The 14904-nt window shown below is 57.7% G+C and carries 13 protein-coding genes and 6 pseudogenes; 7 read left to right on the top strand and 12 right to left on the bottom strand.

Annotation, left to right across the window (positions count from 1 at the left end):
• Positions 1–74: 74 nt before the first annotated feature.
• The 8 genes and pseudogenes from AMB_RS02130 to AMB_RS02110 form a co-directional block, all read right to left on the bottom strand.
• Positions 75–305, bottom strand: a complete 231-nt coding sequence (locus AMB_RS02130) for a hypothetical protein (RefSeq protein WP_043743206.1) — start codon at positions 303–305, stop codon at positions 75–77.
• Positions 306–534: 229 nt separating this feature from the next.
• Positions 535–669, bottom strand: a complete 135-nt coding sequence (locus AMB_RS26700) for a hypothetical protein (protein ID WP_269446078.1) — start codon at positions 667–669, stop codon at positions 535–537.
• A gap of 82 nt (positions 670–751) precedes the next feature.
• Positions 752–1408, bottom strand: a complete 657-nt coding sequence (locus AMB_RS23870; RefSeq protein WP_083763410.1) for a ParA family protein — start codon at positions 1406–1408, stop codon at positions 752–754.
• A gap of 202 nt (positions 1409–1610) precedes the next feature.
• Entirely contained in the window at positions 1611–2312 is a 702-nt protein-coding gene (locus tag AMB_RS23865; RefSeq protein ID WP_083763409.1) for a DUF7168 domain-containing protein, read from the bottom strand.
• Positions 2313–2556: 244 nt separating this feature from the next.
• Positions 2557–3207: a magnetosome protein MamQ gene (gene mamQ / locus AMB_RS02125; RefSeq protein WP_083763408.1), complete on the bottom strand. Its 651-nt coding sequence runs from the start codon at positions 3205–3207 to the stop codon at positions 2557–2559.
• A gap of 344 nt (positions 3208–3551) precedes the next feature.
• Positions 3552–3887 (bottom strand): hypothetical protein, encoded by a 336-nt coding sequence (locus AMB_RS02120; protein ID WP_011382856.1) that lies wholly within the window; start codon positions 3885–3887, stop codon positions 3552–3554.
• Positions 3888–4105: 218 nt separating this feature from the next.
• Positions 4106–4423 (bottom strand): annotated as a pseudogene (locus AMB_RS23860) (transposase); the annotation flags it as partial.
• A gap of 395 nt (positions 4424–4818) precedes the next feature.
• Positions 4819–6126 (bottom strand): IS701-like element ISMmg4 family transposase, encoded by a 1308-nt coding sequence (locus AMB_RS02110; RefSeq protein WP_043743199.1) that lies wholly within the window; start codon positions 6124–6126, stop codon positions 4819–4821.
• A gap of 190 nt (positions 6127–6316) precedes the next feature.
• Between AMB_RS02110 and mamE the strand changes: the two genes are divergently transcribed.
• Positions 6317–8692, top strand: a complete 2376-nt coding sequence (mamE, locus tag AMB_RS23855; protein ID WP_158303913.1) for a magnetosome formation protease MamE — start codon at positions 6317–6319, stop codon at positions 8690–8692.
• Positions 8693–8706: 14 nt separating this feature from the next.
• Positions 8707–9825 (top strand): hypothetical protein, encoded by a 1119-nt coding sequence (locus AMB_RS24775; RefSeq protein ID WP_148207257.1) that lies wholly within the window; start codon positions 8707–8709, stop codon positions 9823–9825.
• A gap of 107 nt (positions 9826–9932) precedes the next feature.
• On the opposite strand, the pseudogene AMB_RS02100 reads toward AMB_RS24775, so the two are convergent.
• A pseudogene (locus tag AMB_RS02100) lies at positions 9933–10085 on the bottom strand (IS5/IS1182 family transposase); the annotation flags it as partial.
• A 157-nt stretch (positions 10086–10242) separates the two neighbouring features.
• Between AMB_RS02100 and AMB_RS02095 the strand changes: the two are divergent.
• Positions 10243–10675 (top strand): annotated as a pseudogene (locus tag AMB_RS02095) (IS630 family transposase); the annotation flags it as partial.
• Between the two features lie 15 nt (positions 10676–10690).
• On the opposite strand, the pseudogene AMB_RS02090 reads toward AMB_RS02095, so the two are convergent.
• A pseudogene (locus tag AMB_RS02090) lies at positions 10691–11133 on the bottom strand (IS5 family transposase); the annotation flags it as partial.
• Here AMB_RS02090 and mamL point away from each other — a divergent pair.
• The 4 genes and pseudogenes from mamL to AMB_RS23850 all read left to right on the top strand — a co-directional run.
• Entirely contained in the window at positions 11132–11428 is a 297-nt protein-coding gene (gene mamL, locus AMB_RS02085) for a magnetosome protein MamL (protein WP_231848949.1), read from the top strand. The pseudogene AMB_RS02090 and the gene mamL sit on opposite strands and share 2 nt — an antisense overlap.
• A 286-nt stretch (positions 11429–11714) precedes the next feature.
• Positions 11715–12065: an IS66-like element accessory protein TnpA gene (tnpA, locus tag AMB_RS02080; RefSeq protein WP_148207256.1), complete on the top strand. Its 351-nt coding sequence runs from the start codon at positions 11715–11717 to the stop codon at positions 12063–12065.
• The gene (gene tnpB, locus AMB_RS02075) at positions 12062–12409 is read left to right on the top strand and encodes an IS66 family insertion sequence element accessory protein TnpB (RefSeq protein WP_043743195.1); all 348 of its coding nucleotides are present in this window, start codon (positions 12062–12064) and stop codon (positions 12407–12409) included. The genes tnpA and tnpB overlap by 4 nt, the downstream gene beginning before the upstream one ends.
• An 87-nt stretch (positions 12410–12496) precedes the next feature.
• Positions 12497–12985 (top strand): annotated as a pseudogene (locus tag AMB_RS23850) (IS66 family transposase zinc-finger binding domain-containing protein); the annotation flags it as partial.
• Positions 12986–13030: 45 nt separating this feature from the next.
• Here AMB_RS23850 and AMB_RS26695 read toward each other — a convergent pair.
• A pseudogene (locus AMB_RS26695) lies at positions 13031–13261 on the bottom strand (YecA family protein); the annotation flags it as partial.
• Positions 13262–13274: 13 nt separating this feature from the next.
• Positions 13275–14812, bottom strand: a protein-coding gene (gene tnpC / locus AMB_RS02060) for an IS66 family transposase (protein WP_407636038.1) whose coding sequence is annotated in 2 segments (ribosomal slippage) — positions 13275–13604 and positions 13607–14812 — 1536 coding nt in all. Because the reading frame shifts where the segments join, the coding sequence is not laid out codon by codon here.
• Between the last annotated feature and the right edge of the window lie 92 nt (positions 14813–14904).

Genomic DNA, 14904 nt, shown 5'->3' with positions numbered 1-14904 from the left:
CAGGAAGACCCACATCAGGGGAAGATGGCGGGGAGGAGGAGGCTACAGATGAACCTTCTCTGCTTTAATATCAATCAGTTGCTAATGCTGATGGTAACTGGGGCAAAAGTCCGGGCGATCAGGCGGCGTAGCGCGCCGGCCGCGATCAGCGAGGGGAGTCCCAGCACGGCGTTTCCGACAGCGGCGCCGAGGCGGTGCCGGTCCCCCAGGAAATCCCAGAACGAGATGCCGAGCTTGCGGCAGGTCTTGGCGAGGCCGAGGATGGCGTCGCGGCAGTCGCGGCCCTGGTCGCTGCGAGTGATCACGTCATCAGCATGCCTCAAACCAGCTCGGCCGAACAGGCGGCCCTCGGCGGAGGGAAACCCACTACCGCGACCGAAGCCCCACCCCAGGTTCCAACGTCGCCGCAACGATCTCCCCTTTCAGCGCCTCTGGCCACGACCGGTTGCGGCGCCGAACTACAGAACTTCTGTCTGTGCATAACCGAATTTGTGGACACATCCGTCCACCAACGCCAATCAGACAGGCAGAATCTCAGAGCACGGTCAGCCTGAAAAAGCGGCCGTCACCGGGGGAATACTGCTTTTGCGGAGTGTTGCGATCCCCAATGACCTCGGCCAAACGCACTTGTTCCTCGGGGGAGACGATGATGCTGACGGTCTGTGCCATGACCACAGATTCGCACGCACAGCGCAGGTCGCTTGTGAATCCTGTGTTTGCGTCAGTGCACTCGATTTCGAGGTAGGGACAATTAGGCGACTGCCTCGCTATTTACCTGCCTAATAATCCAGTCTGTCAGTTGGGAAATCTCACGTTGTGCGGCTGCATCATCGCCCATTTCAGAAACGCCGAGCCCATTCATAAAGGCCCGCTGATACGCTCTGCGTTTGACGATGCAGCCAGGATACAATGTGCCGAACTGATTTAGCTCCCTTCTCGCTTCCGCGACCCAAGAGCGCTCAAACATTCCAGACAGCTTGGGGTCTGCCAATGATATCAGAATGATAAACGGTCGCCGCAGCTGACGGGCGAGTTTAACCGTCACGCCACTTGCTGCAATGTCGATTGCGGATGGCGTTACAGGAATCACTATGAGATCTGAATGCTTGTAGGCGGTCTCGACCTCTAGGGGTGCCCCCGTAGGCGGTGTATCAATCACAAGCCAATCGTATCGATCTTTGCGAGCCACATCAATGGCAGCCTTGAGGTTTTGTGGGCTGACAGCGGCAACAGGAATTTGTGGGCGATCTACCGGGCGTCCTTTTGCCCACAGTGCCAATGACCCTTGAGAGTCAGAATCTATGGCAGCGACACGCCCACCGCGTCGCGCGAGATCTGCTGCAACGCAGAACGCTGTGGTAGTCTTGGACACACCGCCCTTTTGTGATGCAAAGGTAATAATTTTCATGGGCCATGCACTGGAAAAAGAGTCAACTGGACTTGATATCAGCTGCCGGGTACCGTGGTGACTGTCAACCCCATGTTACGATACTCCATATCATGAGGGTCGGCTCGCTACGATTTTCGATGGCCTTAAGTAGCTATTTAGGACGGTGCATGGTACCTCCATCTGTCTGCCAAATGGAAATACAATCAGACTGGTTGATATCCTAAGGAACGTATTCTTTATCCTGGACACCTTCATGCAAGGTCAGAGATTGCCCCGCCACTTGACCGGCCCCAAAAACTCCCAAGAAAACCTTCTTTCCCAAAACCTTTCCGCGCCGAAGATTTATCTGGAGCTTTGCAAACTCGGCCTCCACAATAGCGTGACGAGCTAGTACTAGGTCAGAGCCACCTGTTCCGCGATTGTTTTCATCGCGAATTGATTTAAGTTTATTCAATTTATGTGCAATCGAAACGGCCATCCCAAATTGATACGAACTTTTTTGGCTGCGCAAATTACCAACTAGTTTATTGGAATCTTTGTAATCACCCCACATCTTGCCAAGATATTTTAAAACTATATCGTGTACGTAGTTGGCGGCTTCAATGCTGTCATTAAGGCCGAATATTATATACCGCACCCCATCTTCGCGTTTTTCTGCCCAAACTTTGCAGTTACAATAGAGGGCGATCTCTCCGATGCAGGCCGAGATCGGCGTCTTTGTTTTTCTCCCGGTCTCTATAACAAGCTTCCCGCATTGCGAATTAAAGACATCAACATCATAAATAGAAATTTCATTTCTATCCAATAGATCCGCAACCTTCTCGGCCGCAGCTAAAGCTTCTGCCTCTGTACACCCGTTTGCAATGGTTTTTGCTCGCAGAGCATGGATTTTTGCTCGAAGATTATCAATGGATTGTCTCATTTTCGCTATTTATTCTCTTTGTGTAATAATAATTATTGCTTTTAGTATGTTGATGCGGTGATGCGAGCGAAAGACAACGCCCCATCAACTGCAAGTGCCGTTATCGGCTTCATCATCACTCTCATGCCCCGTCACTAAACGGCACATATCAATCTGTCGCAAGCACGTTGGAACAGAGGCGTGGCGCGGACCTGCACCGAACCCAAGCTCCGAGAGAAATTCGTCGGGCAGAAGATACTTACCCTTACTTCTTATCAATTTCTTGGGTAGGAACCAAAGGCATCAGCTGCTGGTACATCTCTGGTGCGACAATGGGAGCATTGATGATCGCCGTGCTTTCTTGGCCTTGATGAAAATACTCCCGCTCCTTGAAGCCAGTAATCATAGCGAGATAATTCCAAGGCATCTTTCGGATTTCCGCATTGAATTTAGCGGCGCTTTCATTGTACAGAACCCTATTATTCGCGATTCTTTCTTCCATTTCGACAAGAGACGACATCATAAATTTATATGATTTTACTGACTTAATGTCAGGATACCTTTCCTGGTAGGCAATAAGCTTGCCAAAGGCAACACTAAAGCCATCACGAGAAAAAATATGATCAAGCTTCAATATATCATTTTTATTGACGCCACCATCAATCAATTCTGTGCGCTTATCTGAGGAGTGTGCGAATACAGACCCCTCAAGTGCGGCATGATTAATTGTAAGGTTAATAAGGTTTCCGAATAAATTGTTACGCCTCTGTATCTGAACCTCGAAGTTAGACCGCTTTGACTGTGCGTCCTCACGCATTGATAAGAATTCATTGTAGCGCAATAGTCCAAACGAAAACACCATCAGAACCGAGATGGCGGCCGCTGCTCGAAAAATATATCTGAATTGAATACTCATTTAGGGCCTGGAGTTACAGCGGATATGGATTAGTCCCTAGCCGTATCCATGAACAAGGAATGGCTGGGGGGGGGGATTAATTGAAACTGACGCTGACCAATCAGAATCATCCGCAATGCTGGAAATAGCGAGCTTGGCGCTCACGATGAGCACGGCACTCGCCAGGAACTCTGCACCCTTGCATGAAGCAATCGGGCAAAGCCTTTCACCCCGAACACTGCTTCAACCAGTGCGTAATCGTTGAGCACATTGAGTTGATCGCCAATATATTAGGAGGGTAAGCGTCAACTGCGACGCCGGGACTCTCACCGGGTTGAGATAGCGCAGGATATCCAGCCCGAATGTCAAATTCGGTCGGCGATATACGCGACCAGAGGCAACTTCCATGCACGACGGAATGCGACCGAAGCCAAACCCGCAACCGACAGAACGAGGATCAGTGTGGACGAAAATCCAAAGACCCACTTCCCGATAACCGGTACCTCCAAGATAAAGAGGGAGAGGACGGCCCACATCCATAACACCAGCCCTTGTCGGGCGTGAAACTGGACATACTGGTCATCCCTGTATCGCATAAGCGGGACGAAGCAAAGGATGCCCAGATAGCTCAGAGCTGCCATTACCAGGGGCTTGTACGCCGCACCGGGTGGCTGTGTGAGATTGACAGTCTGCGTGGTCATGATGTCCCCTTTTCAAGCGGCCGCTGCATCAACGGATCCGAGCCAGCGCCCTTTGTAATACCCATAAAGCCCAACGGCAACCGTCAACCCGGCGATGCCGAGGTGACGAGCAATTCCTTTTCCAGCCCCATACAACGGGGAGCCTGGATCAACCCGCCTGAAAACTCGGAGACGTTGGCTGCTTAAACTGATCGGAACGCTGTCTCAAAACCCTCTGTGCCAACGTGCTTGACGGTAAGGATTTCGTCGCCCCCCTCCAGAATGCTGGCAGAGACGCCGGGCGCGTCATGCTCCAGGCGACGGGCGAGGTTTCGGATCAGTCGCTCGGCCTTGTCGGCATCATCCAGTTCCCACGCCTGCCGCAGAGCCTTGCGGACACTGGCATGAAGGGGCTTGGCAAGACAATCCGTGATGTTGCGGGCCTTGTGGACCTGGCAACGCTGGATCGGGGTATGGCGGCCGAAGGTATTGCGGATCGCTTTGGTCAGCGCCTTGGCACCATCGACGACGAACAGGCGGCAGATTGCCGGGTCGAGCCTACAGGCTCAAGGTGAGCTCGACATGATGACGCCGGCCTTGGTGCCGGTCAGACTCTCAGTCCGTCCACCTGGGTCACCTGCGGCCCCGAAGAACCACTGATTCGCCGAGAAATTTGTGCTAAGGATATTGGAATTTATGATCAAAGGCACTGTGGGAGATGTTTTATGCCTAGCGTAATTTTGGGCCTAATTGCGCTGACCGTTGGCTTGTTCGGGGCAACGGCTTGGTGGTGGTCGGTAACGGAATTTCTCCGAGGTGCTACTTCTACTGTGTCATAAGCATGAGGATCTGGGGTGTCGGCCGCTGGCAGCAGGGGCACCGTGGTAATCGTCGGGTAAGCGCCCGTGTCAGTCTCAGCCGTATCGTTGTGATCGACGTTGTCACGTGGCGCTCAGGCCGAACGGGCGGATCCTCGGGGTCGGTAACCGTCGGGTAGGGCAGGCGCTTGGCGGATCGGGGCGGAGCAAAGTCCCGAGGGGGGAATCAGACTCCTCTCGATGATGAGGAATCCGTAGGCGGCGACGCAGAGGGCTGCGTGGTGGTGGAATCCTCGCCACCCTCGGCCCTCATAGTGGCCAAGGCCAAGTTCCTGCTTGAGATTTTGAAAATCGCGCTCGATGCGCCAGCGCAATTTGGTGATCTCGACGAGATTGGTCAGCGGTATGTCGGCGGGCAGGGTGGAGAACCAGTACTTGGTCGGTTCGGCGTCTTCCTCGGGCCACTCGACCAAGAACCATTCTTCGGGCCTGGGCTCGGAGCGCAAGGTGTCGCGGTGGGCGGGGCGCACCCGGACGGCGGCAAAGCGTGAACTCAGCAGGGTGTTGGTCCCCTCGCGCCAAGTCACCGTGCGCCACGCCGTGGGCGGCAAGGCGGTCGCCATCTCCTTGGCCGAAACCGGCTTATGCTCGGGGTCGTGGCGGACCAGTGAGGGTGGTCGTCCCCTGCCGCTCCACGGCTTGGGCGGCAATGGCGCCTCGCCCGGCTTCCATAAGCTGGTGGAGGACTGAATGCCGACGACGTAAGTCAGGCCGAGCCGGGACAAGCCGGTGCGAAAGGCGGTATCGACGCCGTATCCGGCATCGGCCAACAGCACTCCGGGCGCCACGCCCTCGGCCAGGGCGGCGCGGACCTGCTCCAGCGCGATCTGCGGCTTGGTGTGGAACATGACCTCGTCCGGCACCCCCGCCTTGTGGCGCCGCGCCGGGTCCGAGGCCCAGTCTTCTGGCAGATAAAGGCGATAGGCGATCGGCAGGCTGGCGTGATCATTGGCGATCGATAGCGTCACCGCCACCTGGCAATTGTCTTGCTTGCCGAGTTGGCCGCAATACTGCCGCGCTACACCCACCGAATGAACGCCCTTCTTGGGAAGGCCGGTGTCGTCGATAATCCAGGCGCGGAGCCGGCCATGCCGGGTGATCGCCGGCAGCACCGTCGCCCGTACCGCCGCAAGCATCGCCTCGTCGGACCACTCGGCCTTGGCGACGAAGTGATGCATCGACTGGTGCGCCGCCTGCACCCGTCCCGGCTCGACCCGCGCCGCCATCGGCTCGACGCTCTTGCGGTCGCCCGGCAGCATCAACCCGAGGCAATACGCCCGCAACGGCGCCGCCCGGTCGGCATGGCGAACCGAACGGCAAAGGCCCTCGACATACGCCTCAAATCGCGATTCACTATCGCCAGCCTTTCCATGGAGACCCATGCTCACCCCCCTATTGAGCAGACCGAATCTCCATTGCTACCACAATGGCTTGTTTTATGACACAGTAGAACTACGCCGGTGGCATTAATCGTTTTTGGTCTGATTGCATTGGCCTCAGGTCTTTTGACTAAGAGGTTGCCTTCTTCCCTTAATATGACCAGATCTGACTCTGATATTGGTGATTGAAACAATGTTCAATCGTAGCGCAGATGATGAGGGACACTCTAATGCCACTCGCAGCAAGGAACTCAAGCGTTACTTGATGCTGATGGGTGTGATCGCCCTAATTGTCCTGTTTGGCGCCTTCATCTATCGGCAGCCTTCTGGGGGGCTTCGACTTGAAAGCATACTTGAGCAACTTGGACATGGGAGTAGTGTCAATCTGCCGACTCAACCTGGTGCTGTTGCCAGACTGCAGCCCAACACGGGGGGGGTGCCACGAGCCCTAGCTAGCAGTGGCGGCGGTTTTTCCAACGTTGCCGCTCTTTTACGTAACGGCATTGTTAGTGTTAAAGCATCGTCACCCAGCAGACAGCCAGCGCTTGGGAATTTTGCGCTGGATCATCAATCGACGACGCCGCGATTCGCGAACCCTTCTGCCAGCTTTGTTGACAGCGTCGGTACTGGTGTAATCGTCAGGGATGAAGGTTTTATCATAACAAATTTCCATGTTGTCCGTGGTGCTCAATCCGTTTTTGTTACCGTGCCGGATGACACAGGTTCAACTCGATATTCGGCGGAGATCGTCAAGTTAGACGAAGCCCTTGACCTCGCCCTCCTAAAAATCACCCCGAAGGCCCAGCTGTCGGTGGCGGTCCTGGGGAACAGTGATGCTGTGCTTGTCGCGGACGAGGTGATCGCCATAGGAACGCCCTTCGGCCTAGATATGTCTGTCAGCCGCGGGATCATCTCGGCCAAGAATAAATCCATGGTGATTGAGGGGGTAACCCACTCAAAGCTGCTGCAAACTGACGCAGCAATCAACCAAGGCAATTCTGGCGGGCCGCTGGTCATTGCCAATGGCACTGTGATTGGCATCAATACTGCCATCTATACTCCGAATGGCGCGTTTTCCGGCATTGGTTTTGCTGTGCCGAGCAATCAAGCCCGGCAGTTTGCTCAGGAAGTTGTGGGATGGCTACCAACCACGACAGCCGAAGGCCCTTCAATGGGCTTGGTCGCCCTTCAAGGACCGTCCCGCATCGGAGTTGGTTCAGCGGGTCCCCCCATTATGGCCAGAATGTCGTCACCTCACACTGACGGCCGCCAAAATCTCGACTGCGCCAATTGTCATGAGATACTCCCCTCAAATCCAGGTGTGGCGGCAGCTGGATCGCTGATGCCCGTAGCCAATCCCCGTTTGCCGCCGCCGATCCGGGCAATCGCCACTCCGCCTCATACCGACGGTCGACAGAACATGGCCTGCAATACCTGTCATCAGATCATCGGTGCACCTGCTGGCCGGGTCGCTTTTACTCAGCCGATGATACCCATAGTTGCGGGGCAGCCAGCTGGTCCGTCGATCCAGGCCAATGCCGCCAATCCCCACACTGATGGCCGGCAAAGCATGAACTGCGCCAGCTGCCATCAGATCGTCGGAGCCTCGGCCGGTCCCATCGCATTTGTTCAGTCGATGCCCATCGTGGCGCAGCAGCAATCTGGGCCGCCAATCCAGGCCAATGCCGCCAATCCTCACACTGATGGCCGGCAAAGCATGAACTGCGTCAACTGCCATCAAATTATTGGAGCTGTATCCGGCTCAGTCGCCATTGGACAGCCTGGATTGGGTGGGTATCAGTTTGCTCAGCCCCCCGGAAGCCTAGCAATGAATGTCAAGGTTCCCCGCGGAGGTCAGGCTGCTCGGGAAACCTACCCAAATCATAATCTGCTTGGCGCATTTATGCCCCCAATGTCTCAGCTGATGGGGGGGCAGATTAACGTGCCGGCTGGGCGGGGGGTGTTTATCACCGGTGTTAGCCCCAATACACCAGCTGCTGCGGCCGGGTTGCAGGCTGGAGACATGCTGCTCAAGGTCGACGGCCGCCCGGTAAACTCGGCACGTGAAGTAATTGCAATCATCTCTGAAATGCCAAACGGGCGTTCGGTGCGACTTGGCATACTCCGAGAAGGCAGTGTCAGCAACCTGACTTTGCTTGTCGGACCGACTGCTGCGGCTCCACCTGCGCCGAAGCAGAATGCTGGCGCGGGAAATAATAACGTAGTTCAACCAGCCGCCCCTGCAAAGCCGGCCAAACCACCTAAAATTCCGACAGAGTTCACTTGGATGGGCATGGAGATTGATGGCTTTATGGAGCAGCCGATGATGTCAGGATCTCCCGATGAGCCCCCAATCAAAACCACAGGGGCCCAAGTGGCTGAAATGGCAACTGGGTCTCGAGCCGAGGCTGCCGGAGTAATGCCGAATGACCTCATCCTCGAGGTCAACAACATGCCTGTGACGACCCCCGCCCTTCTTGATGCGGCCATCAAGGCCGCGAAGACGGCAGGGCCGGAGGTTTTGCTGAGGGTCAACCGTAGCGGCCGAGAAGTGTGGGTTGTTCTGTAAGGACGATGTTGGAAATGACTGCCAAAAATCGAAAAACGTCAAGAAAGACTGTCCCGCACCCCAAGAGTTTGAGCGATACATTGCCCACGCATGAAGTGCCAGAGTCTGTGGGGCAAGGCGCTCAAACTCCAGAGAGTGATAAATGGAAAGCGTTGCTGGAAGCATCTCCATGGTCTTCTGATACCGCATTAGCTGCCAATGAGGGAACGCCCTGGTTACCGCTTATCCAGCCGACCGCCGTCTCCCAGCCAATCCGCGAAGAAAGCACATTCATTGAGGTTAAGACTCCCCATGAGAGTGACGTCAGCTTAGCGTCCCAACCAGAGTCTGCTTTGCCCCTAATTAGCCCACTTTCATCTCTACTGGCTGCTGTTACCAGTGAGGTGAACGATGCGCCCCCCCCTGAAATACTAGGTTCCTCCAACAGCATGATGGCTGCCGCAGAGATCCACTCTGTTGATGACCTAGATGAAGGCGATCTGCCTAAGCTAGCCAATTTAGTTGCCGATAGCGGGGGGAAGCCACAACCTGAACCAGCCGTAGCAGAGCTAATGGGAATTTCTCTGCCCACGCATGAGAGAGACCCGCTCAATGAAGAGGTTGCGATCTCACAGAAAGTAGATATAGCCCCCATTGATGCCGAGACCAACCCTGCGAGCCCCTCTGATTCAGAACCGCCTCATGGCCTTGAGGCAATCAAGATTGAAGGGAGCGTCGGGCTGGTTCAGATACCCGATTGGGTTAAGCCTGGCTCTGAAATGGAATTTTTGGATAAGCTCTTGGTTGCTGACTCGAGAACCGAAATGGCAATTGAGGCTGTAGAAAGCTCTTTGCCACCGTCAGCATTGTACTATGGGCATAAGTCCTCAGTAATCCAAATTACAAGTGAGGAGACCCTGGCTGCCCCCCCATGTGTCAGTATTAAAGAAGTTCCCGTCGAGAGTTTTTACGCCGGTGTTTTCAATTTAGCCAAATCGGCTGCGCATGTAACTGGTGACTTAGTTAGTAATCGTGAAAATTTTAGCGGCATAATCTCGGACAAAGGCCGCCTAGTGATGCATTCCATCAAGGGAAAGCTTGCCAGTTTGTCCAGATTCCGGCGTCGTCGTTGCAGCGCAATTGATGATTATTGATGATTTGCATGCTCATCGCAACGTTCTGTACTCGTTCAAAATCTCACGACCGTTGAGGTGCCACTTCTCTAGGACATAGGCATGCTAAATCTAGGGCTTGTTGAGATTCATCTGGAATTGATGACGGCTGCGGCGAGATAGATCATGGCCGCGAAGCTCTGGTCTGTTTTGTCCGCGCGCATGGCGATACGCTTAAACTCTTTGAGTTTGCAGAAGAAATTCTCGATGAGATGCCGCCACTTGTACATTTCGAGATCAATGTCGAGAGGCGCCTTTCGTGTATCCGTCCGGTGAAGACCGCGGGCGCGGGCTGATTTTGGTCAGCCGGATTGCCCTTCCTTCTTCTTGGCGAGGCGGGCCCTGACGGCATTGCGTTGATTGGCGATGCGGCCGAGGGCGTACTTGATCGGCAGGTCGGCTCCCAAGGATCAGAGAACCAAGTCGGTCTATCTGTTCGGCGCAATCTGCCCGGCTTTGGGAAAGGGGGCCGGTCTGGTCCTGCCGCTTTGCAACACAGCCGCTATGGTCCTGCATCTGGAGGAAGTCTCGCGCGCCGTCGCACCGGGCGCCCATGCCGTGCTCCTGGTGGATCAGGCAGGATGGCATCTCTCCGCCGAGCTGACGGTCCCCGACAACATCACCCTGCTTGCTGCCCTTGCCGCCAAAATGCCCAGAGTTGAACCCGGTCGAAAACATCTGGCAGTTCATGCGCGATAACTGGCTGTCGAACCGGATCTTCCAATCCTACGAAGATATCGTCGACCATTGCTGCCATGCCTGGAACAAGCTGATCGATCAGCCCTGGACCATCATGTCCATCGGGCTCCGCGAATGGGCCCATAGGCGCTGACTACCGGGACTTGGTATAACGCTGGCCTGGGAGCAAAACGAAGCGAACCAGATTGCCCAAGGCGTCGGTCAGGGCCAGAATCTTGGTTGTCATGCCACCTTTGGACTTGCCGATGGCCTGATTCTGAGTCCCCCTTTTGCGCCCTGACCGTGACGGTGGACTTTTACAATCGTGGCATCGACCATGGCGTATTCCATGTCGGGGTCATCCGACACCGCATCAAAAATCTTCTTGAAGATATCGGCCTTTACCCAGTCCCGATAGCGCTTGAATACCGTGTTCCACTTGCCGAAAACAGGGGGCAAATCTCGCCAGGGGCTGCTCGTCCGCGCAATCCAAAGTACCGCCTCAAGAAACAGCCGTCCATCTGCCCCGGTGCGACCCGGATCGGTCGGCTTACCCAGACAATGCGGTTCCATCTTTGCCCATTGAGTATCCGTCAAACACAATCGAACCATGACAAACTCCTTCAAGGAGCTTGAATCACGTTTCGTCCATCTTGTGAATCCTGAATCTCAACAAGCCCTAGTTGGATTTCTAGTAATTGGCGGGTTGATCGTGCTGTTAGCCTCGTCCAACGCGCACATGGTAGAAACCCGTTTGAGCCCATTGGCGATGATTGCGCCACATTTCGTAATCCTTGGCATTACGTTTTTTCTCGGTTTTGCCACCGGCATCGTTTCGGTTCTGATGAATGTCTTCAGGCAGCGAAAGCTCAAGGCACCTGGAAAAAGCATGGTCATCAAGCGTTGAGCTTCGCCTCATCGGGCGCGGAGCAAATGGAATGAGTGAAAGATGAGAAAGAGCGATTGCACGGTTTGCGTAAGCGTCCTCAGACGGCTGCCTTGTCGTCGTCCTCCGGTTCTCGTCCTCAAGGCCCTTCATCTCCGAGATCATGGACGCGTCCAGCCGGTTTGGATCGGCGCTTCGGTCTTTCAGTGGTCGTCCGCGACGTAACCGTCCTCTGACGGCTGCCTTGTGCGGCGGGGCGAGTTGAGGCCAAGTGCCAAGCATTATGGTGACTTTAATGCGTGGCACGATGACCCAGGTCGAGGTGATCACGTCGGTTCAGCGCCGTCGGCGTTGGAGTGCGGCGGACAAGCAGCAGATGGTGGCGGAGTCGGCGATGCCGGACCGGACAGTGTCCAGCGTGGCCCGGCGCCATGGGATCGCGCCACAGCAGTTGTTCACTTGGCGGCGGGAGTTGCTGGCGGCCGCTACTGGGATCGCTGATGGTGGTTTTCTGGCGATCGCGGTTTCGGAGCCCCCGGCTGTGGTGCCGGACGATAGCGGGCGGATCGAAATCGTGCTGCCCACTGGCGTGATGATCCGGGTGGGGCCGGAGGTGGCGACCGAGCCGTTACGCCGGGTACTGGCGGCGCTGGGATGATCGTGCCGCCGACATCGACGCGGGTGTGGTTGGCTGCCGGGCACACTGACATGCGCAAAGGTTTTGACGGGCTGGCTATGCTGGTGCAGGCGAAGCTGTCTCGCGATCCCTTCGGCGGCCAGGTCTTCGTGTTCCGGGGGCGGCGGGGCGATCTGATCAAGGTGCTGTGGTGGGACGGCCAAGGTCTTTGCCTATTTTCCAAGCGCCTGGAGAAGGGCGGCTTCGTCTGGCCGTCGCCGGCGGACGGCATCGTCGGGCTGACTCCGGCGCAACTCGGCATGCTGCTGGAGGGGATCGACTGGAGGATGCCGATCCGCACCTGGAAGCCGCAATCGGCGGGGTGAGTCATTCCCGCCACACCCGGCGGGAATCCTCACAAAATGAGGGGCTGGCGCTGGTCGGAATCTGCTTCTGACGGTAGAATCGACGGCATGGTTCCAGACGCCCTGCCCACCGATATCGTCGCGCTACAGGCCATCATCGCCACCCAGGCGGATGCGTTGGCCGCCGCCCAGGCCGGCCTGATGAGCAAGACGCTGGAGGTGGAGAAGCTGCGGATCGAGCTGGCCCGTTTGCGCCGGATGCAGTTCGGCCGCTCGTCGGAGAAAATCAGCCGCGCCGCCGATCAGTTGGAGCTGATGCTGGAGGATGTCGAATCGAGTGCCGCCGACGTCTTGGCGCAAGCCGAGGAAGGTGCGAGCGACGGCCCCGCGCCGAAGCGCAATCGTGCCCGGCGGCCGCTGCCGTCACACCTGCCGCGCACCGAGGTGGTCCACGACAGCGCCTGTACCTGCCCGTCCTGCGGCGGAGCGATGCGCAAGGTCGGCGAAGACGTCACCGAGATCCTCGATTACGTCCCCGGCCGCTTTCAGGTGATCCGCCACATCCGGCCCGCCTATTCCTGCCGAGCCTGCGAGGGCACCCGGTGTTTCCATGATGATGGGAGCGACGGCTCCATCGGCGATCTGGCCGATGATCTCATTGTATCGCGTCATGATGATGCCGATGATGGCCTGAGCCTGGGCGGCATCGTCGAACACCGGTTCCTCGCCGCCCCAGATGACCGGCAGCCATTCACTGGGCATGATCAGGTCCGGCCCGATGGCGATGCCGGTCAGAAAGCCGTCAAGATCGCACAACATCATACAGTCTGGCGGGGACTGATCCGACATCAGGAATTCGTCGAGCGCCTCCATATCCGCCTCCAGGTCATGCAGCTTCGGCATGGCTTTCGCCTTTCCAGTTCCAGGGCAGCAGGTCGCCGATCCGCCGGGCGGAATGGCCGGGCAGACGCGCCAGCACATCGGCCAGCCAGGCGCGCGGATCGACGCCGTTGAGCTTGGCGGTCTCGATCAGGGTGTACATGGCGGCGGCGCGACGGCCACCGGCGTCGGAGCCGGCGAAGGTCCAGTTGCGCCGGCCGACGGCGATGCCGCGCAAGGCCCGTTCCGCCGCATTGTTGGAGAGATCGACGCGGCCGTCTTCGAGGAACAGGGTGAAGGCCGGCCAGCGCTTCAGCAGATAATCCATGGCCTTGGCGGTATCCGACTTGCCCGGCCGGCCCGCTTCTGGTGCAGCCATACCGCCAGATCGTCCACCAGCGGTCGGGATAGCCCGGCCCGCGCAGTCAGCCGCGCCTCGGGCGATAGGCCGGCGATGTCGCGCTCGATGGCGAACAGGGCGTCGATGCGCTTCACCGCCTCGATGGCGATGGGGGCCTTCTTCAACTGGGCCAGATCGAAGAACTTCCGTCGTCCGTGCGCCCAGCACGCCGCCTCGACGATGGCGCCCTGCTGGTACAGCCGCCCGAAGCCGGAGAAGGCGTCGGCCTGCATGATGCCGCTGAAGCCGGTAAGGAATCCTTCGGCATGCTCGCCACTGCGGTCGGGCGAGTAGAAATAGGCTGCGGCCGGCGGATCATTGCCGCCGAACGGGCGGTCATCACGGACCATGGTCCATAATCGGCCGGTCTTCGTCTTGCCATCCGGCTTCGCCGCCATTGTTTGATCCGAGCGCGCCTGCGCGCGCGGCGCCAGCACCGGCACCGGCGTGTCGTCCACATGAACGCGCGGGCCCGCCTGGGCATGGTCAGCGATGGCCTCGACCAGCGGTTTCAGCGCCACGCTCACCGCGCCGACCCAGTCGGCCAGGGTGGAGACGTCGATCTCGACGCCCTCGCGGGCGAAGCTCGCGCTCTGGCGGTGTAGCGGCAGGTGCAGGCCGAATTTCGCGAACACCACCTCGGCCAGCAGATTGGCGCCGGCCCGGCCGCGCGCGATGGGATGGAACGGCGCCGGCGGCTGGGTGATCGCCTCGCAGCTCCGGCAGGTGAATTTCTCCCGCACATGCTGGATCACCCGCCACTTGGCCGGGATGCGCTCCAGCGTCTCGGTGATGTCCTCGCCCAGTTTGTGCAGCTTGCCACCGCAGCAGGGACACGCCGACGGTGACGGCTCGACCACCCGGACACGGGGCAGATGCTCGGGCAACAGGCGCCGCGCCGGCTTAGAGCGGGGATGGGCCTGCACCTCAGCCGTCTCGGCGGCGGCTTCGACCGCGGCGGCGGTCTCCTCCAGATCCTCCAAGGACAGTTCAAGCTGCTCGATGCGGGTGCTGCGCTCGGCCGACTGGCCGAAGCGCTCGCGCCGGAGCCGGGCGATCTCCAACTTGAGCCGCTCGATCTCGATGTCCAACACCCGCCGATCCGACTCGGCGGCCAGCCGCGCCGCCCGCTCGGCGAGGATCATCGCATGGGCGGCGGCAAGGTCACGGGGAAGGGCTTCGGCGGTATTGGTCACCCCGAAAGTGAATCAAAATCCAGCGCTCTTGAACAGCGATT

Source organism: Paramagnetospirillum magneticum AMB-1 (assembly GCF_000009985.1).
Classification (GTDB): Bacteria; Pseudomonadota; Alphaproteobacteria; order Rhodospirillales; family Magnetospirillaceae; genus Phaeospirillum; species Phaeospirillum magneticum.
The sequence above is the reverse complement of the archived record's forward strand: the minus strand, read 5'-3'. Positions and strand labels throughout refer to the sequence as shown.

Bases quoted from the DNA above. Each gene is read 5' to 3' on its own strand.
- AMB_RS26700 (WP_269446078.1), bottom strand. From the start codon at position 669: ATGGCACAGACCGTCAGCATCATCGTCTCCCCCGAGGAACAAGTGCGT.
- AMB_RS23865 (WP_083763409.1), bottom strand. From the start codon at position 2,312: ATGAGACAATCCATTGATAATCTTCGAGCAAAAATCCATGCTCTGCGA.
- AMB_RS02120 (WP_011382856.1), bottom strand. From the start codon at position 3,887: ATGACCACGCAGACTGTCAATCTCACACAGCCACCCGGTGCGGCGTAC.
- tnpB (WP_043743195.1), top strand. From the start codon at position 12,062: ATGATCGTGCCGCCGACATCGACGCGGGTGTGGTTGGCTGCCGGGCAC.
- mamL (WP_231848949.1), top strand. From the start codon at position 11,132: ATGACAAACTCCTTCAAGGAGCTTGAATCACGTTTCGTCCATCTTGTG.
- mamQ (WP_083763408.1), bottom strand. From the start codon at position 3,207: ATGAGTATTCAATTCAGATATATTTTTCGAGCAGCGGCCGCCATCTCG.
- mamE (WP_158303913.1), top strand. From the start codon at position 6,317: ATGTTCAATCGTAGCGCAGATGATGAGGGACACTCTAATGCCACTCGC.
- tnpA (WP_148207256.1), top strand. From the start codon at position 11,715: ATGACCCAGGTCGAGGTGATCACGTCGGTTCAGCGCCGTCGGCGTTGG.
- AMB_RS02110 (WP_043743199.1), bottom strand. From the start codon at position 6,126: ATGGGTCTCCATGGAAAGGCTGGCGATAGTGAATCGCGATTTGAGGCG.
- AMB_RS23870 (WP_083763410.1), bottom strand. From the start codon at position 1,408: ATGAAAATTATTACCTTTGCATCACAAAAGGGCGGTGTGTCCAAGACT.
- AMB_RS24775 (WP_148207257.1), top strand. From the start codon at position 8,707: ATGACTGCCAAAAATCGAAAAACGTCAAGAAAGACTGTCCCGCACCCC.